The sequence below is a fragment of the Amycolatopsis sp. VC5-11 genome (assembly GCF_037034185.1).
GTDB lineage: Bacteria > Actinomycetota > Actinomycetes > Mycobacteriales > Pseudonocardiaceae > Amycolatopsis > Amycolatopsis nivea.
This window is the reverse complement of sequence record NZ_JBAGKF010000002.1, coordinates 370,423-394,885: the sequence shown is the minus strand read 5'-3', so window position 1 is coordinate 394,885 and position 24,463 is coordinate 370,423. Positions and strand designations below refer to the sequence as shown.

The 24,463-nt window shown below is 69.7% G+C and carries 20 protein-coding genes; 7 read left to right on the top strand and 13 right to left on the bottom strand.

Translation table 11 applies throughout. From position 1 onward, the window contains the following. Positions 1 to 59 precede the first annotated feature (59 nt). Entirely contained in the window at positions 60 to 986 is a 927-nt protein-coding gene (locus WA670_RS09145) for an NADP-dependent oxidoreductase (protein ID WP_336157478.1), read from the top strand. A gap of 10 nt (positions 987 to 996) precedes the next feature. Here the strand turns inward: WA670_RS09145 and WA670_RS09140 are convergent, their stop codons facing one another. Beyond that, on the bottom strand, positions 997 to 1,944 hold the full coding sequence (locus WA670_RS09140) for an NADPH:quinone reductase (protein ID WP_037817265.1): 948 nt from the start codon (positions 1,942 to 1,944) through the stop codon (positions 997 to 999). Positions 1,945 to 2,052: 108 nt separating this feature from the next. Between WA670_RS09140 and WA670_RS09135 the strand changes: the two genes are divergently transcribed. After that, positions 2,053 to 2,448: a hypothetical protein gene (locus WA670_RS09135; RefSeq protein ID WP_037817136.1), complete on the top strand. Its 396-nt coding sequence runs from the start codon at positions 2,053 to 2,055 to the stop codon at positions 2,446 to 2,448. Here the strand turns inward: WA670_RS09135 and WA670_RS09130 are convergent. The 8 genes from WA670_RS09130 to WA670_RS09095 all read right to left on the bottom strand — a co-directional run bounded on the left by WA670_RS09130 (position 2,441) and on the right by WA670_RS09095 (position 11,711). Beyond that, entirely contained in the window at positions 2,441 to 3,496 is a 1,056-nt protein-coding gene (locus tag WA670_RS09130) for an alpha/beta fold hydrolase (protein ID WP_336157474.1), read from the bottom strand. The two genes, WA670_RS09135 and WA670_RS09130, sit on opposite strands and share 8 nt — an antisense overlap. A 103-nt stretch (positions 3,497 to 3,599) precedes the next feature. Beyond that, positions 3,600 to 4,466 carry an SDR family oxidoreductase gene (locus tag WA670_RS09125; RefSeq protein ID WP_037817142.1) on the bottom strand — a complete coding sequence of 289 codons (867 nt, stop codon included), beginning with the start codon at positions 4,464 to 4,466 and terminating at the stop codon, positions 3,600 to 3,602. 60 nt (positions 4,467 to 4,526) lie between these two features. Next, on the bottom strand, positions 4,527 to 5,036 hold the full coding sequence (locus WA670_RS09120) for a GNAT family N-acetyltransferase (protein ID WP_336157471.1): 510 nt from the start codon (positions 5,034 to 5,036) through the stop codon (positions 4,527 to 4,529). Between the two features lie 70 nt (positions 5,037 to 5,106). Beyond that, a complete protein-coding gene (locus WA670_RS09115; RefSeq protein WP_043832814.1) occupies positions 5,107 to 6,264 on the bottom strand; it encodes an acyl-CoA dehydrogenase family protein in 1,158 nt (385 codons plus the stop codon). Then, a complete protein-coding gene (locus WA670_RS09110; protein WP_336157468.1) occupies positions 6,261 to 8,261 on the bottom strand; it encodes an acetyl/propionyl/methylcrotonyl-CoA carboxylase subunit alpha in 2,001 nt (666 codons plus the stop codon). Before WA670_RS09110 ends, WA670_RS09115 begins: the two co-directional genes overlap by 4 nt. Positions 8,262 to 8,267: 6 nt before the next feature. Further along, positions 8,268 to 9,881, bottom strand: a complete 1,614-nt coding sequence (locus WA670_RS09105) for a carboxyl transferase domain-containing protein (protein WP_037817151.1) — start codon at positions 9,879 to 9,881, stop codon at positions 8,268 to 8,270. 689 nt (positions 9,882 to 10,570) lie between these two features. Next, positions 10,571 to 11,068: a hypothetical protein gene (locus WA670_RS09100; RefSeq protein ID WP_106961326.1), complete on the bottom strand. Its 498-nt coding sequence runs from the start codon at positions 11,066 to 11,068 to the stop codon at positions 10,571 to 10,573. Between the two features lie 52 nt (positions 11,069 to 11,120). Further along, positions 11,121 to 11,711: an SACE_7040 family transcriptional regulator gene (locus tag WA670_RS09095; RefSeq protein ID WP_037817267.1), complete on the bottom strand. Its 591-nt coding sequence runs from the start codon at positions 11,709 to 11,711 to the stop codon at positions 11,121 to 11,123. A 195-nt stretch (positions 11,712 to 11,906) separates the two neighbouring features. Here WA670_RS09095 and WA670_RS09090 point away from each other — a divergent pair, with 195 nt between their 5' ends. Then, positions 11,907 to 12,677 carry an SGNH/GDSL hydrolase family protein gene (locus tag WA670_RS09090; RefSeq protein ID WP_037817157.1) on the top strand — a complete coding sequence of 257 codons (771 nt, stop codon included), beginning with the start codon at positions 11,907 to 11,909 and terminating at the stop codon, positions 12,675 to 12,677. A 60-nt stretch (positions 12,678 to 12,737) separates the two neighbouring features. Here WA670_RS09090 and metX read toward each other — a convergent pair whose 3' ends face one another. Both metX and WA670_RS09080 read right to left on the bottom strand, forming a co-directional pair. Beyond that, positions 12,738 to 13,865: a homoserine O-acetyltransferase MetX gene (gene metX / locus WA670_RS09085; protein ID WP_336157461.1), complete on the bottom strand. Its 1,128-nt coding sequence runs from the start codon at positions 13,863 to 13,865 to the stop codon at positions 12,738 to 12,740. Further along, positions 13,862 to 15,169 (bottom strand): bifunctional o-acetylhomoserine/o-acetylserine sulfhydrylase, encoded by a 1,308-nt coding sequence (locus WA670_RS09080; protein WP_037817159.1) that lies wholly within the window; start codon positions 15,167 to 15,169, stop codon positions 13,862 to 13,864. The genes metX and WA670_RS09080 overlap by 4 nt, the downstream gene beginning before the upstream one ends. A 169-nt stretch (positions 15,170 to 15,338) precedes the next feature. On the opposite strand from WA670_RS09080, the gene WA670_RS09075 reads away from it, so the two are divergent. Next, entirely contained in the window at positions 15,339 to 15,827 is a 489-nt protein-coding gene (locus WA670_RS09075) for a hypothetical protein (protein ID WP_336157458.1), read from the top strand. 71 nt (positions 15,828 to 15,898) lie between these two features. After that, a complete protein-coding gene (locus WA670_RS09070; RefSeq protein ID WP_134668685.1) occupies positions 15,899 to 17,467 on the top strand; it encodes a PucR family transcriptional regulator in 1,569 nt (522 codons plus the stop codon). On the opposite strand, the gene WA670_RS09065 is transcribed toward WA670_RS09070, so the two are convergent. Together WA670_RS09065 and WA670_RS09060 are read right to left on the bottom strand one after the other, a co-directional pair. Next, entirely contained in the window at positions 17,436 to 17,888 is a 453-nt protein-coding gene (locus tag WA670_RS09065; RefSeq protein WP_336157454.1) for a pyridoxamine 5'-phosphate oxidase family protein, read from the bottom strand. The genes WA670_RS09070 and WA670_RS09065 overlap by 32 nt on opposite strands. Further along, positions 17,885 to 18,826 carry a zinc-binding dehydrogenase gene (locus WA670_RS09060; RefSeq protein WP_336157452.1) on the bottom strand — a complete coding sequence of 314 codons (942 nt, stop codon included), beginning with the start codon at positions 18,824 to 18,826 and terminating at the stop codon, positions 17,885 to 17,887. Before WA670_RS09060 ends, WA670_RS09065 begins: the two co-directional genes overlap by 4 nt. A gap of 191 nt (positions 18,827 to 19,017) precedes the next feature. On the opposite strand from WA670_RS09060, the gene ald reads away from it, so the two are divergent. Together ald and WA670_RS09050 are read left to right on the top strand one after the other, a co-directional pair. Further along, positions 19,018 to 20,133, top strand: coding sequence for an alanine dehydrogenase (ald, locus tag WA670_RS09055; RefSeq protein ID WP_336157450.1), 1,116 nt, complete (start codon positions 19,018 to 19,020; stop codon positions 20,131 to 20,133). Positions 20,134 to 20,683: 550 nt separating this feature from the next. Beyond that, positions 20,684 to 24,400, top strand: a complete 3,717-nt coding sequence (locus WA670_RS09050) for an ABC transporter ATP-binding protein (protein WP_336157679.1) — start codon at positions 20,684 to 20,686, stop codon at positions 24,398 to 24,400. Positions 24,401 to 24,463: the final 63 nt, after the last annotated feature.

The window sequence follows — 24,463 nt, the reverse complement described above, 5'->3', positions numbered from 1 at the left end:
GCAGGTACCTATCGGATTCCTAGCCTGGTTTTCGTACCCCTCCAGAAACCAGGAGAGTCATGCGAATCATCACCCAGCAGAAGCTCGGCGGTCCCGAAGTGCTCACGATCGTGGACGCGCCGGAGCCCCGGGCATTGCCTACCGAAGTCCTCGTGCGCGTCAAGGCGATCGGGCTCAATCCGTTGGAGGCGCGGTTGCGCGAGGGCGAGTTTCCGTTGCTCGGCGAACCGCCGTTCGTGCTCGGGTGGGACGTCAGCGGCGTGGTCGAAGAGGCGTTGAGCTGGCGGTTCCGGCCTGGCGACGAAGTGTTCGGGATGCCGTTGTTTCCCCGCGCGGCCAACGCGTACGCCGAGATGGTGGCTGCTCCGGCCTTGCATCTCGTCAAGAAGCCGAAGGAGCTTTCGCACGTCGAGGCCGCGGCATTGCCGGTCGTCGGGCTGACGGCGTGGCAAGGGTTGGTCGACCTCGGCGGCGTGGCGGCGGGCGACCGGGTTCTGGTCCACGGCGGTGGCGGCGGGGTCGGGCATGTTGCGATCCAGCTCGCTAAAGCCCTTGGCGCGCATGTGATTACCACTGCCAGCGAGAGCAAGCGGGAGTTCGCCGAGGGGCTCGGGGCCGACGAAGTCATCGACTACACGAAGGTCGATTTCTCCGAAGCTGCCAAAGATATCGACGTTGTGCTCGACACGCTTGGCGGCGACGCGGCTGAGCGTTCGCTGGGGGTGCTCCGGCCAGGCGGGCACCTGGTGACGGCGGTCGCGGAGGAGGACACCGCGCTGATCGCGAAGTTCGAGGCGGCCGGGATGCGGTTCAGCGGCATCGCGGTCGAGCCTGATCCGATCGCACTGCGGGAACTGGTCGCGCTCGTCGAGCAGGGCAAGCTGCGGGTCCACGTGCAGGAGACGTTCCCGTTCGAGCGCATCGCCGACGCGCATCGGCTGCTCGAAGGCGGTCATCTGCGGGGCAAGGTCGTCCTCACCGTGTGACGTCGCGGGATTAGACCTCCAGCACGATCCGGCCTCGCGCCTCGCCTGACTCCTGCAACCGGTGTGCTTCCGCCGCCGAGGCCAGGGGCAGGCGAGTGCCGATCCGGGGCCGGAGGATTCCGGTGGACAGGCCCCGGTTGATGACGCGGGCAGCGGAACCCAGCGCGGTGACACCGGCGTTGCTGATGGCGAAACCGCGGATGCTGGCGTCGCGGGTGTACAGCTCGCCGATCGGCAGCGTCGGTTTCGATTCCATTCCGGCCATCGCCACGATGCGGCCGCCGCGGGACAGGAGTGGCACCGCCGAGACCAGGTCGTGCTTTCCGGCGTTGTCCCACAGCAGATCCACCACGGGGAGTTTGCGGTAGAGGTCAGGATCGGAATAGTCGAAAACCTCTTCGGCACCGCATTCCCGGCACCATTCCGCGTCCTCGGCGCGGGCGGTCGCGACGACGCGCAGGCCGGCGGTCGAAGCAAGTTGGACGACCGCGCTGCCGACGCCGCCCGCCGCGCCGAGGACCGCGATCGTCTCGCCGTACCCGGCGCCGGCGTGTTCGAAGAGGCCCAAATACGCGGTGGCGGCGGTGTGCAGGACCGCGACGGCGTCGTCGGAAACCCCGTCCGGCAAGCGATAAAGCCGTTCCTCGGGCACCGCGCAGTACTCGGCGAAGGAGCCTTGCCGACCGTCGTGGCCGAGGCTGTTGCACCACACTCGGTCGCCGGGAGCGAAGCGGTCTACTGGCGACGAGACAACAGTGCCCACCAGATCCCGGCCGATGACGAACGGATACGAAAGAGCGGTGGGATAAGCGCCGGAGCGGATGAAGGTGTCGACGTGGTTCACCGTCACCGCGGAGACTTTCACCAGCACCTCGCGCGGCCCCGGCTCGGGGTCCGGGAGTTGCCCGACCTTGATCTGGGAACTGTCGCCGAGCGACGTCACGTATGCAGCGATCACCGCTTCACGGTACCGCCGGTTTTTCACCGACTTCGCGCGGATATCGGATTGATCTCCGCCGTCCGCAATTCACCCGGAAAGCCGCGGAAATGCCCTAATCTGCCCGGCATGACCGCTCCGGTGGCGCCGGCCGACCTCAAACAGGCCCGCATCTTCATGTGGATCCAGGTCGCGCTCAGCGCGATCGGCCCGCTGCTGCTGGCCGGGATGGCCGGGGTTTCGCTGATCGAGCTGATCAGCCTCACCCAGCTCTACATCGCGATCACCTACGCGACCGCCATCGCGCTCGCGGTGTGCGCGGTCGTATTGCCCAAGCGCCAGCAATGGGCCTACGTGACCGCCGCGGTCATCGAAAGCCTCCTGGTGCTGAACAGCGTCGTCACGCTGCTCAGCAAGGGCCTGCCCGGTCTGCTGCCGCTGATTTTCTCCGGGCTCGCGCTGCGAGCGCTGCTCACCCGCGACGTGCGGACGTGGTTCTTCCCGGCGCAGCCCTCGGCTAGCTGACCCGGTCGTCCAGGAACTCGTCCAGGTACCGCCAGGTCGTGCCGCGGGCGCGACGTCCGGTGAGCACGCCGAGGTGCCCGCCGGGCGCGGTGCGGAACCGGACCTCCGGCGCGTTCTCCAGCAGCTGCACCACGCGTTCCACTGACGCCCGCGGCGCGATGGTGTCGTTTTCGCCCGCCACCACCAGCATCGGCGTCTTCACGTCGGACAGGCTGATCTTGCGCCCGTTCAGGTCGACGGTGCCCTCGGCGAGGTCGTTGGTGCGGAACAGGCGGTGGTACAGCTGGCCGAACGTGCGCCCGGGATAGGCGTACATGTTGTCCATGAAGTGGTCCACGGCCTCGATCTGCGCGAGGTAGTCGCGGTCGTCGAGGTTTTTCAGGATCGCCAGCGGTTTCGTGATCTCCTTGGAGATCCCGGTGGCGCGGAACACCCGGGTGACCAAATAGGACGGTGCGCCGCCGAACACCCGGTACACCGGGGTGAGCAGGTGCCCGCCGGTGAGGTCCACGAGCGGGCGGAACGGCGCGACGATCGGGATCGCGGTGAAATCGACCGGCGAGCCGACCGCGGTGATCGATTCGATCGGCAGGCCCGGCTGGTCCGCGCTGACCAGCATCGAGAAGATCCCGCCGAGCGACCACGACACCAGGTGCACGCCCTGTCCGCCGGCGTCCTCGCTGACCTTCCGGATCGCCCTCGGCAGCACCTCGTCGATCCAGTGCTCGATGCCGAGCCTGCGGTCGGAGAACGCGACCATGCCGTAGTCGACCAGGTAGGTCGGCCGTCCGCCCTCGACCAGGTGCTCGACGAGGCTGCAGCCGCGGCGCAGGTCGAAGCACAGCGCGGGCGCGGCCAGCGGCGGCACCAGCAGCACCGGCGGGCCCGAGGTCGTGGCCGCGCCGTGCGTCATCCGGTACACCGACCGGTTGGGCCCCTGGTCGATCAGCACCCTCGGCATCGGCCGCAGATCGGCGACCCCACCCTGGAAAACCTTGCCCACGACATTGGCCGCCGCGGCAGCCAACCGGGCCGGTGGGGAAACCATGCTGCGCCTCCTGGAACTCGTCGTCTGCCGGGCATCTTGCCGTGCGCGCGGGCACGGCATCAACACGCCACTCCCGCAAGCACCCGGCAAGCGCACGTCCGCCTCAACTGCTCCCACCAGGCGGGACGGCCGACGGCGCGCTCCGGGCGGCCCTGCCCTCGTACTCGGCGCGCTCGGGCGAATGCGCGGCCGACGCGAGCAGCTGGTCGCCGCCCAGGGCGCGCACCAGCCATTCGCCGAACGCACGCGGGAACAGCCGGGTGATCCGGCCGGTCAGATCGAGCGATTTCGGGACGAAGACGTCGAACTTCGGCCGCTCCAGCGCGTCGACGATCGCCGCCGCGACGTCCTCGGGCCCCACCGACTTGATGAACCGCGCCTCGCCAAGCCCGGACGCGAGTTCAGTACGCACCACCGCGGGCATCACGCACGACACCTCGACACCGGTGCCGCGCAGCTCCAGCCGCACCGACTCGGACAATCCGACCACGGCGTGTTTCGTAGCGCAGTACGTGGCCGCTCCGGAGAATCCGGACTTTCCGGCCATCGACGCCACGTTCACGATGTGCCCGCGACCGCGCGGCTTCATCCGCTTGACCGCCTCGCGCGTGCCGTGCACGACCGCGTGCACGTTGATCTCCAGCAGCCGCCGCGTGGCCGCGTCGTCCTCCTCGTCCAGCGGCGAAAGCGGCATGATGCCGGCGTTGTTGATCAGCACGTCGATCGGCCCGATGGTGCGTTCGACGTCGTCCAGGAACGCGGTGAAGGCGGCCGTGTCGGTGACGTCCAGCGGCGACGCGACCACGTCCGGGCCCAGCTCGCCGGCGGTTTTCTCGGCGCGGATCCGATCGAGGTCGCCGAGCACCAGCCGGGCGCCGCGCCGGTGCAGCGCGGCGGCGGTGGCCGCCCCGATGCCCTGCGCGCCGCCCGTGACGACAACGACCTTTCCGGAGAGCGACTGCCTCGCCATGGCGGACTCCTCAGTCTATTGACACTGTGCCAATATCGTCCTCCGGATCAGTCCGGGCCGCTATCCCCCAACTCGTTGCTCAAGGACCTGGCCGAGCCAGCCGTCGACAGTGAACTGCTCGGTCGGCTTGAAGCCCTGGCTCTCGTAGTAGCGCGGCAGATCGCCGTCGCCGCCCGCCCAGCAGTCGACGCGCACGAGGTCGATCCCGCGCCGTTTCGCCTCGTCCATCGCGTGCTCCAGCAGCCGCGAGCCGACCCTGTGCCCGGTGAAGCGGCGGGAGGTGATGAGCAGCCGCACGTACAGTTCGGGCTCGTCGACCTGCGGGGTGTACGGCATGGGCTGTCCGAGGATCAGCGCGCCCGCGGGCTCTCCGTCGATCTCCGCCATCCGGAACCCGGGCTCGGCTGCGAACTCGTGCACGCGTTCGACGCGTTTCGGGTTCGTGCTCCACGGCTTGGTGCCCCATTGGCCCGCGCTGCCCCGCGCGACCAGCCATGCGACGGCGTCGTCGAAAAACCCCAGCAAAACGTCTGCGTCTCCGGCGGCCCCAGGCCGGATCGTGAACTCCATATCCCCACCATAGGGACAGGTGAAGCAGCGCCGCCGGGACTCCGCCCGGACGCCCCGGCGGCGCTGGGTCTCAGGCGCCGACCCCGAGGTGGCGCGCGATCAGCATCTTCTGGACCTCGCTGGTGCCCTCGCCGATCTCCAGGATCTTCGCGTCGCGGTAGAAGCGGCTGACCGGGAATTCGTTCATGAAGCCGTATCCGCCGAAGATCTGCGTCGCGTCGCGGGCGTTGTCCATCGCCGCGTTCGACGCCACCAGCTTCGCGATCGACGCTTCCTTCTTGAACGGTTCGCCGCGCAGCATCTTCGACGCCGCCTGGTAGTACGCCAGCCGGGCGGTGTGCGCACGGACCTCCATGTCCGCGATCTTGAACTGGATCGCCTGGTACTCGCCGATCCGGTGGCCGAACGCGACGCGGTCCTTCGCGTACTTCAGGCATTCGTCCACGCAGCCCTGCGCGAGACCGACGCTCAGCGCGGCGATCGCCACCCGCCCCTCGTCCAAAATGGACAGGAACTGCGCGTAGCCGCGTCCGCGCTTGCCGACCAGGTTCTCCGCGGGCACCCGGACATCCGAAAAGGACAGTTCGTGGGTGTCCGAGCAGTTCCAGCCGACCTTCGAGTACTTCGGGGCCACCGAGAAGCCCGGCGTGCCGGACGGGACGATGATCGCCGAGATCTCCTTGCGGCCGTTCTCCATCACGTCGGTGACCGCGGTGACGGTGACCAGTTTCGTGATGTCGGTGCCGGAGTTGGTGATGAACGCCTTGCTGCCGTTGATGACCCACTCGTCGCCGTCGAGCCGGGCGCGCGTGCGGGTGGCCCCGGCGTCCGAGCCGCCGCCGGGTTCGGTGAGGCCGAACCCGCCGAGCGCCTCCGCCGTGGTCAGCATGGGCAGCCAGGTTTCCTTCTGTTCCTGGGTGCCGAAGCGGTAGATGGGCATCGCGCCGAGCGAAACCCCCGCCTCCAGCGTGATCGCGACCGAGGAATCGACCCGCGCCAGTTCCTCCAGCGCGAGGCACAGCGCGAAGTAGTCCCCGCCCATGCCGCCGAATTCCTCCGGGAACGGCAGGCCGAACAGGCCCATCTCGCCCATTTTGGCGACCAGCTCGTACGGGAATTCTTCCTTCTCGTACAGCGGCCCGATCACCGGCGCGACCTCCGCCTGCGCGAAGTCCTCGACCGTCTTGCGAAGCGCTTCGTACTCGTCGTCCAGCCGGAAGTCGATCACTGCTTCTCCTCCGCCGCGCTCACCACGGCCAGCGTCTCGTCGAGCGCGACCTGCTGGCCGACCCGCACCGAAAGCTCAGTCACCACACCGTCGATCGGCGCGGTCACGGTGTGCTCCATCTTCATCGCCTCGACGACCAGCAGCGGCGTCCCGGCGCTCACCGCGTCGCCCTCGGCGGCCTTCACCACCAGCACCGTTCCCGGCATCGGGCTCTTCACCGGACCGGCTCCCGCCGCCTCGCCGCGCGAGGACAACGTGAATTCCTGGTCGGCGAACGCGAACGACCGGCCTTCCCTCGCCAGCCACACTGTCCGTTGTGGACCGTCAGCACAGCGGTACCGCTCCACGCCGTTCGCCCGGCGCACCTCGAGCAGATCGCCCTCGCGACGGGCGGAAACGCGGACCGGCTCGGCGTCGTCCACCCGCACCGAAGCGTCCGACGGCGTGCCCTCGACCCGCACCACGGCCTGGTTTTCCCCGGTACGCAAGCGGAAAGTGATCCCGCCGGGACCGCTGAGCCGCCATCCGCTCGGGATGTCCCACGGGTCCACGACCGCACCGTTCGGCTGCAGCGAGATCAGCCGGTCCATGGCCGCGGCGACGAAAAAGCCTGCCGGGACTTCCGAGGAGACCAAATCGGACAGTCGCCGGTCCACCAGTTCGGTGTCCAGCCGTCCAGCGCGGACGTCCTCGTCGGCGAGCAGGCCGCGCAGGAACGCGATGTTCGTGCCGAGGCCGAGCAACGCGGTGTCGGCCAGCGCGCGGTCCAGTTTCTGCAGCGCCGACGCGCGGTCCGGGCCGTGCGCGATGATCTTCGCCAGCATCGGGTCGTAGTTCGATCCGACCACCGCGCCGACCGACATCCACGAGTCCACCCGCACACCGTCGCCGGAGGGCTCGTGCACGGCGAGCACCGTGCCGCCGGTCGGGATGAACCCGCGCGCGGGATCTTCGGCGTAGACTCGGGCCTCGACCGCGTGCCCGTCGAGGCGCACGTCGTCCTGCGTCAGCCCGAGTGGCTCCCCTGCCGCCACCCGCACCTGCCAGGACACCAGGTCGAGGCCGGTCACCATTTCCGTGACCGGGTGCTCGACCTGCAGCCGGGTGTTCATCTCCATGAAGAAGAACTCGTCCGGATTGTGCGCGGACATGATGAACTCGACCGTGCCCGCGCCGACGTAGCCGACCGACCGCGCGGCTTCCGCGGCCGCCGCGCCCATTTTCGCCCGGGTGGCCTCGTCGAGCAGCACCGACGGCGCTTCCTCGATGATCTTCTGGTGCCGCCGCTGCAGGCTGCACTCGCGTTCGCCGAGGTGCAGCACGGTGCCGTGGGTGTCGGCCAGCACCTGGATCTCGATGTGCCGCGGCGTGGTGACGAACCGCTCCATCAGCAGTGTGTCGTCGCCGAAGGAGCTCTTCGCTTCCCGGCGCGCGGACTCGACCGCAGCGGCCAATTCGGACTCTTGGTGCACCAGGCGCATGCCCTTGCCGCCGCCGCCCGCGGACGGCTTCAGCAGCAGCGGATAGCCGACTTTCGCGGCGGCTTCGGCGAACCCGCCCTCCGGAATGTCCATATCGGACGCCCCGGGCACGACCGGGACCCCGGCCGCGGAGACCGTGGCCTTCGCCCGGATCTTGTCGCCCATCTTGTCGATCGCTTCCGGCGGCGGGCCGATGAACACCAGCCCGGCCTCCGCGCAAGCCCGCGCGAACGCGGTGTTCTCGGCGAGGAAGCCATACCCCGGGTGCACCGCCTGCGCGCCGGTTTCCTTTGCCGCGGCGACGATCGCCGGGATCGACAGGTAGCTCTTCGCCGCTTCGGCCGGGCCGAGGCGCACCGCGGTGTCGGCCTCGCGGACGTGCCGGGCGTCGGCGTCCGCGTCGCTGTACACCGCGACCGAACGGATCCCGAGCGCACGCAGCGACCGGATTACGCGAACCGCGATCTCTCCGCGGTTGGCGACCAGAACAGTGTTAAATAGAGAACCCTCGAACATGCCCTATCACATCCGGAAAACGCCGTAGTTGACCTCGGGCAAGGGCGCGTTGGCCGCGGCCGAAAGCGCGAGGCCGAGCACCGTGCGGGTGTCCGCCGGGTCGATCACGCCGTCGTCCCACAGCCGCGCGGTGGAGTAGTACGGGCTGCCCTGTTCCTCGTACTGTTCGCGGATCGGGTCCTTGAAGGTTTCTTCGTCCTCTGTGGACCATTCGCCGCCGCGGCCCTCGATCGCGTCGCGCCGCACCGTCGACAGCACCGAGGCCGCCTGCTCGCCGCCCATCACGGAAATCCGCGCGTTCGGCCACATCCACAGGAACCGCGGCGAATACGCCCGGCCGCACATGGAGTAGTTGCCCGCGCCGAAGGAGCCGCCGATGATCACGGTGAACTTCGGCACCCGCGCGCACGCCACCGCGGTGACCATTTTCGCGCCGTGCTTGGCGATGCCGCCCGCCTCGTACGCGCGGCCGACCATGAAGCCGGTGATGTTCTGCAGGAACACCAACGGGATCGAGCGCCGGTCGCACAGTTCGATGAAGTGCGCGCCCTTCATCGCGGACTCGGCGAACAGCACGCCGTTGTTCGCGATGATGCCGACCGGGTGGCCGTGGATGTGCGCGAAGCCGGTGACGAGCGTCGAGCCGTATTCCTTCTTGAACTCCGCGAACCGGCTGCCGTCGACGACGCGGGCGATGACCTCGCGCACGTCGTACGGGGTGCGCGAATCGGTCGGCACCACGCCGTACAGTTCGCGTTCGTCCGCGGCGGGCGGCTCGATCGCCTTGACATCCCACGGCCGCGGCGTGCGCGGGCCGAGCGTGGAAACGATGTCGCGGACGATGCGCAGCGCGTGCGCGTCGTCGTCCGCGAGGTGGTCGGTGACGCCGGACTGCCGCGAGTGCACGTCGCCGCCGCCCAGTTCCTCGGCCGTGACGACCTCGCCGGTCGCGGCCTTCACCAGCGGCGGGCCACCGAGGAAAATGGTGCCCTGATTGCGCACGATGACCGCTTCGTCGCTCATCGCCGGGACGTACGCGCCGCCGGCGGTGCACGAGCCGAGCACGGCGGCGATCTGCGGGATGCCGCGAGCGGACATGGTGGCCTGGTTGTAGAAGATCCGGCCGAAGTGCTCGCGGTCCGGGAAGACCTCGTCCTGGCGCGGGAGGAACGCGCCGCCCGAGTCGACCAGGTAAATGCACGGCAAGTTGTTGTGCAGGGCGACTTCCTGCGCCCGCAGGTGCTTCTTCACCGTCATCGGGTAGTACGTGCCGCCCTTGACCGTGGCGTCGTTGGCGACGATCACGCATTCGCGGCCGGACACCCGCCCGATCCCGGTGATGATGCCCGCCGACGGGGCCTCGTCGTCGTACAGCCCGGTGGCCGCGAGCGGGGACAGCTCGAGGAACGGGGATCCCGGGTCCAGCAGCGCGTCCACCCGGTCGCGGGGCAGCAGCTTGCCGCGTTCCACATGGCGGGCGCGCGACTTCTCCGGCCCGCCGAGACGAGCGGCGGCGAGCCGCTTGTGCAGATCCTCGACCAATTCTCCGTGCGAAGTGACGCTGCGGGTGAAGGTGTCGCTGTTCGGATCCGCGGAACTGCGCAGTACCGGCGTGTCCATGGCTCTCCGTCGAGACGTTAGCGGTCGTTAACTCCGCCGGAGATGTTAGTGCTCGTTAACCGCCCTGTCCAGCCCAGCCCTCCGCACCACGGTGTGACATTGGGTGCGGGTGGGATACCCAGTGAGGCTTTCTCGGTAGCGCGGTGTGCGGCGGGTTCGGGGTAGCGGTGCTTGCGAGGGTGCTGCGGCGCGCTGGGCGACTCCTCCCTCCGAGGTCCGTGAAGGGCTCCTTGAGGGAATCTGATTCCCTCAAGGAGCCCTTCACGGACCTCGCCACCACGCCCACCCGCTGCCGAAGGAACAAAACCCTCCACGAACGCGGTGCGCGAAGCCGCCCTCGGTCGATGAGCGCGGTTGTGCTGGCGTGGATGCCGCGAGGGGAACCCTCACGGCATTTGATTCAGTTGCCAGGGACTTATTACAAGCCGCGTGGCCTCAGTCGCGGACCGTCCACAAGAGACACCACCGCCACCGGAATGCCCGATTCGTCCCGGCATGACCGCGTCTTGAGGTCCGTGAGGGCCACCCTGAGGGAATCAGATTCCCTCAGGGTTCCCCTCACGGCCAGCACACCCGCGACCCAGGCCAGGCGGCACCGTCGACCTGAGCCTGCGCAGCGCCGTAACGACGCCGCACTCGGGAAACCCACTGTGGCGTTGCAGCGGACACGGACGGGCGAGACGAGACAGTCAGCCCGCGACGGCGTCCGAGATCCAGCCTGCCACCGGCAGATCCCGTTCGAGGCATTCGACCGACAGCCGGATCGTCCAGCGCAGTGCCTGCAGCAGGAGGCTGTCCACCTCGTTCGGCGCGGCGCTCGCCAGCGCGATCTCGACCTGTTCGCGCGCGGCGGCGGTGTTGCCGTGCACCTCGGCCAGCAGCGTGCGGACGGCGGTGCGGACCGGCGGGTCGGCCTGGTCGATCGAAACCTCTTCGCCCGCCTCGTCGAACACCTGCACCTTGACCGGGGCGGTGCCGCCGTCGCCGAGGGTCGACACCATGGCGCTGCACTCGCCGAAGAGCAGCAGCATCAGCTCTTTGGTTTCCTCGTCGCGTTCGCCCGGCTCCTGCGACGTGGGCGTGACCTCTTCCAGCGCCTCCGTGTCCTCGCCAAGGCTGATGGCGACGAGCGCGCGCTGCGCCTTCTCGACGAGCCGCTGCTCGCCTTCGCTCCGGTCCGCGGTCACGTGCCTATCAAACACCAGACCGGCGGTCGGCGGGATACCCCGGATCGCGGGCTCAGCCCGCTGCGGAAAGGGCGCCCAGCGCGAGCCGGCACAGCAGATCGGCGAGTGCCCCGTCACCGAGATGGCGGTTGTAGGGCGTCGAGTTGATCAAGCCGAACACGGCGTGTGCCGCCGAGCGCGCCTGGCGTTCGCCGAGGCCGGGCACAGCTTCGCGAATCGCCCGCACCCACACCTCGACGTACTGCCGCTGGAGCGCGCGCACCTGTTTGCGGTCACCGTCGGTGAGATTCGCGAGATTGCGCTCCTGCACGGTGATGAGCGCCGGATGGTCGAGCGCGAAGTCGACGTGGAACCGCACGAGCGCGGCCAGCAGCTCGTCCGGCGTGCCGCCCGCCGCGGCGCGCGCGGTGCCGCCTTCGAGCAGGAAGTGGCTGATCGAGTTCAGCATTTCCCCGAGGATCGCGTCCTTGCTGCGGAAATGCCGGTACAGCGCGGGACCGGAGATGCCGACGGCCGCGCCGATGTCGTCGATGCCGACGCCGTGGAAACCGTGGTGGGCGAACAGCTCGGCGGCGGCGGAGAGGATCTGTTCCCGTCTGTTCGGCTTCGCGCCGTTCACCAGTGGGAGGGAATTCGCCGGCATCCGCACATAGTAGGTCCCGTGGTTAGCGAGCGCTAACTTCCGGTCCTACTTCCTGCTTGAGCCAAGTGGACGCACCCGGATTTCAGGGGTGTCTCGTGGGGATTGCACCTGGTAAAGCTTTACCGCGTCAAGCTGTCACGACAGGAGTGACCTATGGCTGCAAACACCCGTCAACCATCACGACGCATCCTTCGGATGTGCGCGGCCCTGGGGGTCGCTCTCGCTGCCTCGCTCGGCTTCGCCACCGGTGCGAGCGCTGCGTCGCAAAACTACGTCGCGCTCGGCGACTCCTACTCCTCCGGAGTGGGCGCCGGGAGCTACGGAGATTCCGGCAGCTGCAAACGCAGTGCCAACGCGTACGGCCAGTTGTGGGCCAACGCCCACTCCGGCACCAATTTCACCTTCCTCGCCTGCTCGGGCGCGAAGACCGGCGACGTGCTGAACCAGATCAGCTCGATGCCGTCCAACGCCACCTTGATCACGCTCACCGTGGGCGGCAACGACGCCGGGTTCACCGACGTGATCAAGACGTGCACGCTCGGCAGCGACCAGACCTGCGTGGACCGGGTCAACACCGCCAAGACCTACGTCCAGAACACCCTGCCCGGGCTGCTGGACAAGGTGTACTCGGCGGCCAAGAGCAAGGCCCCTGGGGCGAAGCTGGTCGTGCTCTCGTATCCGCGCTTCTACACCGTGCCGGGTTCGTGCAACGTCGGGCTGAGCGACACGAAGCGGTCGGCGATCAACTCCGGGGCGGACACGCTGGCCTCGGTGCTGTCGTCGCGGGTTTCCGCCGCGGGCGGGAAGTTCGTGGACGTCCGGTCGGCGTTCGTCGGGCACAACATTTGCTCGGCGGCCAGCGACTACTTGCACAGCTTGACGTGGCCGGTGGACGAGTCGTACCACCCGACTGCCGCTGGGCAGCGGGGCGGCTACTACTCGCCGCTGACCTCGGCGATCGGCTGACGGTTCGCAAGACTGGGTGAAGGCCGCCTCGAGTTCGCTCGAGGCGGCCTTCACCGCGTCTCAGCCCAGCAGAGTCTTGACCAGTGCGGCGATCTGCTCGGTCTCGATCAGGAACGAATCGTGGCCGTACGGCGAAGTCAGCACCGTGGCCTCGCCGCCGACTCCCGCCGCGATCTCGTGCGACTGGTACGGCGGGTAGAGCCGGTCGCTGTCCACCGCCGCGACCACGGTGCGCGCGGTGACCCGGCCCAGAGCGGCGGCCACCCCGCCTCGATCACGGCCGACGTCGTGGGTGTTCATTGATTCGGTGAGCACCACGTAGGAACCCGCGTCGAACCGGTGGGCGAGCTTGTCCGCGTGATGGTCCAGATAGGACTCGACCGCGAACCGGCCGCCGGCCAGCGGATCCTCGTCCCGCTGCGGACGGTTTCCGAAACGCGTCTCCAGTTCGGGTTCGCAGCGGTAGGTGACGTGCGCGATCCGCCGGGCCACGCCCAGTCCGCGATACGGGCCTTCGGCCGCGGTGTAGTAGTCGCCGCCGTGCCACGCGCGGTCGCCTCGGATCGCGTGCAGCTGAGGGGCGGCCCAGGCGATTTGCTCGGCGGACGCGCGAGCGGTCGAGGCGAGAACGAGCGCGGAGGCGACCCGATCGGGTTGACTTACGGCCCATTCGAGTGCGCGCATCCCGCCCATCGAACCGCCCGCGACGGCGGCCCAGCGGTCGATGCCGAGCGCGTCCGAGAGTTCCGCTTCGGCCTTGACCTGGTCCCGGACGGTCAAGACCGGGAATCGGCTGCCCCACGCCTTGCCGTCCGGAGCGGGCGAGGACGGACCTGTCGACCCCTGGCAGCCGCCGAGCACGTTGGGCGCGACGACGAACAGCTCGTCGGTGTCGAAAGCCTTGCCGGGACCGATCAGTCCGTCCCACCATCCGGGACTCGGATGTCCGGGTCCGGCGGGCCCGGCGACGTGGCTGTCGCCGGTGAGAGCGTGCTCGACGAGGACCGCGTTGGACGCGTCGGAGTTGAGCGTTCCCCACGTTTCGTACGCGAGGGTGTAGCCGGGCAGGGTCGCACCGGCCTCCAGCGCGAGCGCGCCGGGACCGGTGAACCACTGCCGCCTGCCGGGTGGGTCGCCCGCCCGCCACGCGCCGGTGACGGGCGGAAGACTCGCGCCGGGATCCGTCACAGCGCCGCCTTGGCGGCCCGGAAGCCCGCCTCGAGGTCGGCCTTCAGGTCCTCGATTCCTTCCAGTCCGACGGCGAGCCGCACGAGACCCGGCGTGACGCCCGCGGCGACCTGCTCCTCGGGGCCGAGCTGGCTGTGCGTGGTCGAAGCCGGGTGCACGATCAGGCTGCGCACGTCACCGAGGTTCACCAGCTGGCTGTGCAGTTCGGTGCCGTCGACGAACTTCCGGCCCGCCTCGACCCCGCCGCGCAGCTCGAACGACAGCACCGCGCCGACGCCGCGCGGCAGGTACTTCTGCGCCGCCGCGTGGTACGGGCTCGACGGCAGGCCGGCGTAGTAGACCTTCTCGACCTCGTCGCGCTCTTCCAGCCATTCCGCGAGCGCCTGCGCGTTCGTGGAATGCCGCTCGACGCGCAGCGACAGCGTCTCGATGCCCTGCAGGATGAGGAAGCTGTTCAGCGGAGCGATCGCCGCGCCGGTGTCGCGCAGGATCTGCACGCGCGCCTTGGCCGCGAACGCGCCCGGGCCGAGCGCCTCCCAGTACTTGAGGCCGTGGTAGCTCGGGTCGGGCTCGTTGAAGCCGGGGAAGCGGGACGGGTCCTTGCCGAAGTCGAACGTGCCGCCGTCGACCAGGACGCCGGCGACGGTCGTGCCGTGGCCGCCGAGGTACTTCGTCGCCGAGTGCACGACGATGTCGGCGCCGTGTTCGATCGGGCGGACCAGGTACGGCGTCGGCACGGTGTTGTCCACGACCAGCGGGACCCCGGCCTCGTGCGCGACGTCGGCGACCTTGCGGATGTCGAGGACAGCGCTGCTCGGGTTCGCCAGCGTCTCGGCGAAGAACAGCTTGGTGTTCGGCCGGACCGCCGCCCGCCACTGCTCGGCGTCGTCCTGGTCGTCGATGAAGGTGACCTCGATGCCGAGCTTCGGCAGCGTGTAGTGGAACAGGTTGTAGGTGCCGCCGTACAGCGACGGGCTGGTGACGAAGTGGTCGCCCGCGTTGGCCAGGGTCAGGATCGCCGCGGTGACCGCCGCCGAACCGGAAGCGAACGCGAGACCGGCGACGCCGCCTTCGAGGGTGGCGACGCGCTGCTCCAGGACGTCCTGGGTCGGGTTGTTGATGCGCGTGTAGATGTGACCGGGCTCGGCGAGGCTGAACAGATCCGCCCCGTGCTGCGTGTCGCGGAAGACGTACGACGTGGTCTGGTAGATCGGCGTCGCGCGGGCTCCGGTGGCCGGATCGGGCGCCGCCCCCGCGTGGATCTGCTTGGTCTCGAAGGACCAGCTCGTGGTGTCTTCCGGCATCTGCTCGCTCCTAGCGGTCGGGATCGGGTCGGCTGGCGCGACGCTAACCAGGCCGGACGAAACGCCCAACAGCTCTCACGGGATGAGAGTCCTACGCACCCGGACGTAGGAACAAGTGCCGAGCGCTGACGGACGACGCGACGATGCGGTAACGCGCACGCTCAGGAGCATGGACTGGAGAATGCGGCCGTCGACCCGGAAGTGGTTCCTGTTCGGCCACGTCGTCACGTCGGTCGGCTGGATCGGAGCCGAGCTCGCGGTGCTGATCTGCAGCGTTCTCGCGATCGCCGGCTTCGATCCGGTGACCACGCGCAGCGCGAACGTCATCGCCGGGATCCTCGCCGGCACGCTCTACTTCCCGGCCAGCCTGCTCGCACTGGCCACCGGTGTGGTGCTCGGCCTCGGCACGAAGTGGAAGCTAGTGCGCTACCACTGGGTGCTGTGGAAACTGGTGGCGACGCTCGCCCTCTTCGTCGGCGGCAACCTGCTGGTGGTCCCGTCTTTTGTCGAGCACGGCGAGCAGGCTTCGCGCGGGGAGCTCGTCGGGGCGAGTGCGGTGTCGGGCACCGGGGCGATGAGCGTCGGGCTGACGTTGCTGCTGGGCGCGACGCTGGTGTCGTACTTCAAGCCGTGGCCGAAGGTGTTTCGCGCTAACTAGTGCCGCGGGTGGCGAAACCGGTGCAGTCTTCTACCGTTCCAGCAAGAACGTCAGGAGCGCTGGAGGTAGCTGTGGTTTCGGTGCGCAGCGTCGTGGACCGGGTCGGTCCCACGCTGCTCCACGCGCTTCTCGTGCCCGAAGGCTGTCCGGCGGTCGGCGACGTGGTGATCGCCGAACCGGGCGCGGAGTCCGCCATCGCCGCCGGCGACCTGGTGCTGGGCGTCGCCACGATCGAACAAGCCGACGCCGCGGCACTCGTCCGGGTGAGCGCCGGACGGGGTGCGGCAGCGGTGCTGTTGAAACCGCCGCTGGCGGCGAAACAGTCAGTGCGGCGCGCGGCGAAGTCGGCCGGGATCGCGTTGATCCAGGTGCACGCGGCGACGTCCTGGGCTCAGCTGGTCTGGCTGTTGCGCACGGTGCTGGACGCGCTCGCCGACGAATCCGAAGCACTCGAAGAAGGGGGCGACCCCGGTTCCGGCGACCTCTTCCGGCTCGCCGACGCGGTGGCCGCGGTGGTCGACGCGTCGGTGACGATCGAGGACACCAACTCGCGCGTGCTCGCGTACTCCGCGCGCCAGGACCTCACCGACCCGGCGCGCGTCGCGACGATCATGGGCCGCCGCATCCCGGACGACGTACTCGCCCGGTTCCGCTCGCGCGGCGTGTTCCGCGAGCTTTCCCGCGGCAGGCAGACGATCTTCGTCCCGGCCCAGCGCGACGGCACCCTGCCGCGGCTGATTGTGCCGATCCGGATGGGCGGCGAACTGCTGGGCTCGATGTGGGCGGTCGTCCCCGGCCCGGTTTCCGAGGAGCGCGCGGCGGCTTTCGCGGACGCGGCGCCGGTGGTCGCGCTGCACCTGCTGCGACGGCGCGCGCATACGGACGCCCAACGCCGCGCTTCCGCCGAATTGCTGCGCGCGGTCTTGGAAGGACAGGTCCCGCCGCGTCGAGTGGTCGCCGAACTGGACCTGTCCGACGAGCCGCACCGGGTCGTCGTCGTGGACGTCAGCGGTGGCGACAGCCGGGACGCCGAAGGGCTGTTGCTGGCGTTGCTGGAACGGATCTCACAGGGTTTCGGACGCCGCCCGGTCGCGGCTGAGCTCGGCGGATTGCTGTACGTCGTGGTTCCGGACCGCCCCGGCGAGGGCGGCTGGCCGGAACTGCGGGAGGCGCTGCTCGCCCAACCCGCGTCTCGCCGGGGCGGCCTACCGCGCGCGGCTGCGGGCGCGCCGGGCGACCCGACTGCGCTGGCCGCGTCACGCGCCCAGGCGGACGAGGCACTGGGCCTGCTGCGAGCCGGGCTGGTCGAGGGCCGCGTCGTGGCTTACGACGAGGCCTGGACCGCCCTGGTCCTGCACCGCGCCGCCGCCGGAGCAGCGGCGGCGCAGGTGTCGGAACTCGGCCCGCTCGGCGTGCTGCGCGCGCACGACGACGCGAGTAATGCTGGGTACGTCGACACTCTTTACGAATGGCTCCGACACCCTGGCGACCCCCGCGCTGCTGCGGAACGGTTGCGCATTCACCCGAACACGTTGCGGTACCGGATGAAGCGGCTGTTGGAACTTGTTCCGTTGAATCTTGATGATCCTGACGTACGGCTCGCTTTGCTTACCCAGCTGATCGCACTCCGCTGGAGCTGACCTGGTAGCTGAGGTCGTTGGCGCGCAACGATTCCGGCTCCATCCGGACCCACACCGTGCCGCGTTCAGCCGGATCGTCCAGCAGGTATGCGCGGAACCGCGGATCCCACGCGGACTCATCCGGGCCCAGGTAGCGCACCAGTTTCCGTCGTCCGCGCGGCACGTCGAACGGTTCGAGGGCGGCTGACCCGCGCGCGATCACCTGACGCACCAAACCGGTCGCGAGGTCGCAGACGTCCACCGTCACCGCGATCCGCGGCTCCTTGCGCACCCGAGCGGGCAGCCGCGACCACGGGCCGCTGAGGATCCAGAACGCCCTGTCCTCCCAGAGATACCAGGTGGGCCGGACGGTCGGACCAGCGGTGGCGACCCGTGCGGTCAGCGGCTGCGCGAGGAAACTGTCGACGTCGAAACCGGTCACGCGACCAGCAGCGTCTTCCCGATCGTGCCCCGCGACTCGATCGCCGCGTGCGCGTCGGCCGCCCGCTCCAGTGGGAACCGCTGCCCGATCACCGGCGTGAGCTGTCCGGACGCGGCGGCCGCCAGTGCCGATTCGGTGTAGCCGCGCATCTCCGCCGCGTCGCCGATCGACCGGATCAGCTTCACGCCGCGCGCGGCAGCGTCCTCTTCGGACACTTCGGTCCAGGAACCGCTTGCCAGACCGTAGATCGCCATCCGTCCGCCGGGCCGCACCAGTCCGAACGCCGCGGTGCCGACCGCGCCTCCCACGCCGTCGAACACCACGTCCACCTCCCCAGCCTCCGCGGTCCACTGCGGATCGGTGTAGTCGACCGCCAGGTCCGCACCCAATTCCCGGGCGCGGGCAAGCTTTTCCGCCCCGCCCGCTGCTGCCACGACCTCCGCGCCCGCGGCTTTCGCCAGCTGCACCAAGAGACTGCCGACCCCTCCGGCGGCAGCCTCGACGAGCACCCGTTCCCCCGGCGCCACCGCGGTCGTGTGGACTAGCCCAGTCGCCGTGCGGCCGTCGGCCAGCAGCGCGACGGCCGCGTCGAGGCTCAGCGCGTGCGGCACCGGAAACACCAACGCCGCGTCCACGACCACGCGCTGCGCGTAACCGCCGCTGCCGCCGGTCGACGTCACCACGCGTTTTCCGACCAGAGCCGGGTCGACGCCCTCCCCGGCCCGGCTGATCACACCCCCGACGCCGTTGCCGGGCACCATCGGGAGCGTGCTGCCGAACGGCCCCGTCCCCGTCGCCCGGAACTGCGTTTCCACGAAGGTGACGTTGGCGAACGCCACCTCGATCAGCACCTGTCCCGGCCCGGGAGCCGGATCGGGGGCCTCCCCCGCCTGCAGCACCGCCGGCCCGCCGAACTCCCGCAGCCACACCGCTCGCATGTAAGCCCTTCCTCGAGGTCTCCGCCGGGTGCCAGCCAACTACCTCGAGTGCGGTCGAGGTCAAGTGCGTTGTCCTGGGAGCACTATTGACCCGGCGCAAGACTGTGGCGGCGGGATGATGACACCGCCGTCCGGGTAGATCACCGTGAGTGGCAACACCTTCGACAGAACCGCCGCCAGGAGGCAGGACAGTGCGCATCGCCGTTCCCCGTGAGATCAAGAAGCACGAGTACCGGGTCGCGTTGACCCCGGCAGGCGTGCACGAACTGGTCGGTCGCGGGCACGACGTCTTCGTCGAGACGGGTGCCGGGACCGGGTCGTCCATCACGGACGAGGAGTACGTCGCCGCGGGCGCGAAGGTGCTCGCCACCGCGGACGAGACGTGGGCCGAGGGCGAGCTCGTGCTGAAGGTCAAGGAGCCGATCGCCGAGGAGTACCCGCGCCTGCGCAAGGATCTGGTGCTGTTCACCTACCTGCACATCGCCGCGGACCGTCCGCTGACCGACGCGCTGCTGGCCGCGGGCACCACCGCGATCGCTTACGAGACGGTGCAGAAGCCGAACGGCGCGCTGCCGCTGCTGGCCCCGATGTCCGAGGTCGCGGGCCGGCTGGCCCCGCAGGTCGGCGCCTACGCCCTGATGAAGCCGAGCGGCGGCCGCGGCGTCCTGCCCGGCGGCATCCCCGGCGTGCACCCGGCGCGCGTGGTCGTCATCGGCGGCGGCGTGGCGGGTCTGAACGCCGCTCGGGTCGCCCTTGGCCTCGGTTCCGACGTGGAGATCCTGGACACGAACGTCGACCGTCTCCGCCAGATCGACAACGACTTCGGCGGCCGCATCCGCACCGTCACCTCGAACCGCCTGTCGGTGGAAGAGTCGGTCCTGGAAGCGGACATGGTCATCGGCGCGGTCCTGGTCCCGGGCGCGAAGGCCCCGAAGCTGGTCTCCAACGACCTGGTCTCCCGCATGAAGCCGGGCAGCGTTCTGGTGGACATCGCCATCGACCAGGGCGGCTGCTTCGCCGACTCGCGCCCGACCACGCACGACGACCCGACCTACACGGTCCACAACTCGGTCTTCTACTGCGTGGCGAACATGCCAGGCGCGGTCCCGCGCACGAGCACCTACGGCCTGACCAACGTCACCCTCCCGTACGCCGTGCAACTGGCAGACAAGGGCTGGAAAGCCGCCCTCTCCGCCGACCCGGCCCTGGCCCTTGGCCTGAACACCCACGCAGGCACCCTGACGAACGCCCCAGTAGCCACCGCCCACGGCCTCCCCCACACCCCCGTGGAAACCGCCCTGGCGTAACCAGCCACCACAAAAGCGGCGAGGGCCAAAGGCCCTCGCCGCTTTGTTATGCCCCAACGCCTTTATGTTCCACCCAACCCCCCACCCAACCGCCGCCGAACGCACCGTGGGGGTCCGGGGGGCTCGGCCCCCCGGGTAATACGACGCCCCTTCCCGGCGAAGCGCCGCCAGGCGCGAGCAGGGAAGGGGAAGAAGGGGCGACCCGCTCAACCAGCCTGGGGGTCACTGGGAGCGGGTCGCCGGGTACTAGCTTAAAGAACATTGGGCGGGAGCGCTCGTTCGGGGGTGGATTTGGCCGGGGTTCTTCCCCGTGACCAGGTGAACGTTCAACCTTTCACCTGTGCCGCCCGGACCAGGGTTTCCCTGCTCCGCAGGGCTTCCAGGGTCCTGCGGAACCCGCTGGCGTGCCGTTCGTCACCTCTGTCCGGCGGAGCGCCGGTTGTGCCCGTTTGGTCCGGGCCGGCGGCTTGCTCGGGAATAAATTGTCGGTGCCGCTCCCTAACCTTGTGATGTGACCACCACTGCGACGCCTGCGCGTCAAGACCGTCCGATCGTTGAGACGGCGCCCCGACCGGTCGGCTGGGTGCGCCGGTTGTCCGCTGCCTGCTGGGAGCACCGCGGCGTTGTCGTGCTCGCGATGACGGCGGCGGTGCTGAGCGTCGGGGTGCAGGCGGCGAGTCCGTTGCTGGTGCGGTCGGCGGTGGACGACGCGGTGGCCGGGCATACGGCGCAGCTGGCCGGGCTCGCGGTGGGGCTGGTGGCGTTGCAGGTCGTCGCGTTCGGGTCGGCGTTCCTGCGCCGGTACGTGGGCGGGCGGCTGGCGCTGGACGTGCAGCACGATCTGCGGAACCGGGTGTTCGGCGCGGTCTCGCGGCTGGACGGCGGGAAGCAGGACGCGTTGCGCACCGGGCAAGTGGTGTCGCGCGCGATTTCGGATCTGCAGCTGGTCACCGGGTTGCTGATGCAGGTTCCGCTGTCGGCGGGGTCGGTGATTTTCGCGGTGCTGTCGCTGGGCGCGATGTTGTGGATGTCGCCGCTGCTCACGCTCATCGCGCTGGTGGTCGCGCCCGCGGTCGGGATCGTCGTGGCGTTGAGCAGGCGGCGGTTGTTCCCGGCGACCTGGTCGGCGCAGCAGCGCGCGGCGGATGTCGCGCAGCACGTCGAGGAGACCGTCACCGGTGTGCGCGTGGTGAAGGGGTTCGGGCAGGAGGCACGCGAAGTCGCGCGGCTGGAGCGCACGGCACGGAAGCTGTTCGCGGAGCGGTTGCGCGCGGCGAAGCTGTCCGCGTTGCCGACAGCGACCACGTCGGCACTGCCTGCCGCGGGTCAGGTCGCGGTGCTGGCGATCGGCGGCGTGCTGGCGTTGAACGGGCAGATCAGTCTCGGCACGTTCCTCGCGTTCGCCACGTATCTCGCGGCGTTGATCGGCCCGGCGCGGTTCCTGTCCGGGCTGGTCGTGCAAGCGCAGCTCACGCGGGCTGGCGCGGAGCGGGTGTACGAGCTGATCGACGCGCAGCCGGAGGTCGCCGACAGCCCCGACGCGCGGCCGTTGCCACCTGGCACGCTGGGCGTCGAGCTGAACGACGTGAAGTTCGGCTACACCCGCAGCGACCCGGTGCTCGACGGGCTCACGCTCGAAGCGCGGCCTGGCGAAACGCTCGCGCTGGTGGGCACGGCGGGGTCCGGCAAGTCCACGATTTCCATGCTGCTGCCCCGGTTTTACGACGTGCACTCGGGTTCGGTGCGGGTCGGCGGGCTGGACGTGCGCGACGTGCCGTTGAAGGACCTGCGGCAGGCGATCGGCGTGGTCTTCGAGGAAGCGTTCCTGTTCTCCACCTCGGTGCGGGACAACATCGCGTACGGCCGCCCGGACGCGAGCGACGAGGAGGTCTTCGCGGCCGCCCGCGCGGCGGAGGCGGACGAGTTCATCCGCGCGCTGCCGGACGGCTACGCCACCGAGGTGGGCGAGCGCGGGCTCACGCTGTCCGGCGGGCAGCGGCAACGGCTCGGGCTGGCGCGCGCTCTGCTCACTGACCCGCGAGTGCTGATCCTGGACGACGCGACGTCGGCGATCGACACCGTCACCGAAGCCGCGATCCACGACACGCTGCGCGCGGTCACCGCCGAACGCACCACATTGCTCATCGCGCACCGCCGGTCGACGCTGCAGCTGGCGGACCGGATCGCGGTGATGGATCAGGGCCGGGTGGTCGACGTCGGCACCGAGGAGGAGCTGCTGGCGCGGTGCGCGCTGTTCCGCGAACTGGTCGCCGGGCCGGGCGACGACGTTGAAAAACCGCACCGTTGCGACAACCTCGAGCCAGGCTCGGACGGCACCACGGCAGTGCTGTGGCCGGAGGACGAGCGCGACGAGGTCGATGCTCTCGCCCAGGCCGCGCAGTCCCGCGGCGGCGTGCCCGGCGGCGGCACCGGATTCGCGGGCAGCGGCGGCGCCGACGTGCCGCCGACCCCCGAACTGCTGGAAGGCGTCCGCAGGCTGCCTCCGGCCACCGACCGGCCGCGACTGTCCGATGTGGACGTCACGGCCCCGGACCCCGGCTTCAAGCTGTCCCGGATCCTGCGTCCGGTGCGGTGGCCGCTCATCGGCGTGATCGGTCTGGTCGCGGCCGACGCGCTGGCCTCGCTCGCACTGCCCGCGCTGTATCAACGCGGGGTCGACCACGGCGTCCTGCCCGGCGTGGCGAGCGTTGTGTGGCTGCTGGCCGGGATCGGCGCGCTCGTGGTGGCAGCCGACTGGTTCGTGGTGCGCTGGCAAACCCGGCTCACCGCCCGCGTCGGCGAGACGGTGCTCTACTCGCTGCGCGTGCGGAGCTACGCACACCTGCAACGGCTCGGGCTGGACTACTACGAGCGCGAGCTGTCCGGGAAGATCATGACCCGGATGACCACGGACGTCGACGCGTTGTCCACGTTCCTGCAAACCGGCCTCGCCACCGCGGTCGTCAGCGCGCTCACCTTGGTGGGCATCACAGTCGCGCTGCTGGTCACCGATGCCGCGCTGGCCGTCTACGCGCTGGCCATGCTGCCGATCCTGCTCGTAGCCACGCTGATCTTCCGGCGGGTCGCTTCGCGTGCGTACAGCGAGGCGCGCGAGAAGGTGAGCGTCGTCAACGCGGACATGCAGGAGAACGTCAGCGGTCTGCGCGTCGCCCAGGCGTACACGCGCGAAGAGCGTTCGGCGGAGGTGTTCGCATCGCGCAGTGACGACTACCGCCGGTCGCGGCTGCGCGCGCAGCGGTACATCGCGACGTACTTCCCGCTCGTCTCGCTGATGTCGGATCTGGCGACCACCACGGTGCTGGTCGTCGGCGCCCACCGCGTCGCTGGCGGCACGCTCGAAGCCGGTGTGCTGCTCGGATTCTTGCTGTACCTGCAGCAATTCTTCTCGCCGATCCAGCAACTGTCGTCGGTGTTCGACGGCTACCAGCAGGCCCGCGTCGGCCTGAGCCGCATCGGCGACCTGCTGCGCACGCCGACGTCGGTGCCGCCTGCCGAGAACCCGGTCGAACTGCCCGCACACCTGTCCGGCGAAGTGCGGTTCAAGGACGTCGATTTCTCCTACACCGGCGCGGAAAAGCCCGCACTGGAGAACCTGACGCTGGACGTCGCAGCAGGCGAAACCGTCGCACTGGTCGGCGCGACCGGCGCGGGGAAGTCCACGGCGGTGAAGCTCGTCGCGCGCTACTACGACGCCACCGGCGGCGCGGTGTTGATCGACGGCGTCGACGTCCGCGAGTACGACCTGCCCGCACTGCGCGCCCGGATGGGCGTCGTGCCGCAGGAAGCGCACCTGTTCTCCGGCACCGTCGCGGACAACGTGCGATACGGCCGCCCCGAAGCCACCGACGCGGAAGTCGAAGCCGCCGTACGAGCAGTCGGCGCGCTGGACGGAGTAGCCGCACTCCCCGCCGGTTTCCGGCAACCAGTAGGCGAACGCGGCCGCTCCCTGTCCGCCGGACAGCGGCAGCTCGTCGCACTGGCCCGAGCCGAACTGGTCAACCCGGACGTGCTCCTGCTGGACGAAGCCACCGCCGCCCTGGACCCAGCCACCGAAGCCACGGTCCTCCGCGCCACCGAACACCTCGCCCGTCGCCGCACCACCTTCGTAGTCGCGCACCGCCTGGCAACCGCCGCGAAGGCCGACCGGATCGTGGTGCTCGACCACGGCCGCATCGTCGAACAGGGCACCCACCCCGAGCTGGTCGCCGCCGACGGCCACTACGCGCGACTGTGGGCTTTGGGATGAGTCAGCGGCGATAGGTCACTGAGGCTCGCTCGGGTGGCCGGTGCCGCGCATCGCCGCAGCTCG

Bases quoted from the DNA above. Each gene is read 5' to 3' on its own strand.
- WA670_RS09125 (WP_037817142.1), bottom strand. From the start codon at position 4,466: ATGGCGAGGCAGTCGCTCTCCGGAAAGGTCGTTGTCGTCACGGGCGGC.
- WA670_RS09105 (WP_037817151.1), bottom strand. From the start codon at position 9,881: ATGGACACGCCGGTACTGCGCAGTTCCGCGGATCCGAACAGCGACACC.
- WA670_RS09075 (WP_336157458.1), top strand. From the start codon at position 15,339: ATGGACTGGAGAATGCGGCCGTCGACCCGGAAGTGGTTCCTGTTCGGC.
- WA670_RS09145 (WP_336157478.1), top strand. From the start codon at position 60: ATGCGAATCATCACCCAGCAGAAGCTCGGCGGTCCCGAAGTGCTCACG.
- WA670_RS09110 (WP_336157468.1), bottom strand. From the start codon at position 8,261: ATGTTCGAGGGTTCTCTATTTAACACTGTTCTGGTCGCCAACCGCGGA.
- WA670_RS09120 (WP_336157471.1), bottom strand. From the start codon at position 5,036: ATGGAGTTCACGATCCGGCCTGGGGCCGCCGGAGACGCAGACGTTTTG.
- WA670_RS09135 (WP_037817136.1), top strand. From the start codon at position 2,053: ATGACCGCTCCGGTGGCGCCGGCCGACCTCAAACAGGCCCGCATCTTC.
- WA670_RS09090 (WP_037817157.1), top strand. From the start codon at position 11,907: ATGTGCGCGGCCCTGGGGGTCGCTCTCGCTGCCTCGCTCGGCTTCGCC.
- WA670_RS09060 (WP_336157452.1), bottom strand. From the start codon at position 18,826: ATGCGAGCGGTGTGGCTGCGGGAGTTCGGCGGGCCGGCGGTGCTGCAG.
- WA670_RS09095 (WP_037817267.1), bottom strand. From the start codon at position 11,711: ATGCCGGCGAATTCCCTCCCACTGGTGAACGGCGCGAAGCCGAACAGA.
- WA670_RS09080 (WP_037817159.1), bottom strand. From the start codon at position 15,169: ATGCCGGAAGACACCACGAGCTGGTCCTTCGAGACCAAGCAGATCCAC.
- WA670_RS09130 (WP_336157474.1), bottom strand. From the start codon at position 3,496: ATGGTTTCCCCACCGGCCCGGTTGGCTGCCGCGGCGGCCAATGTCGTG.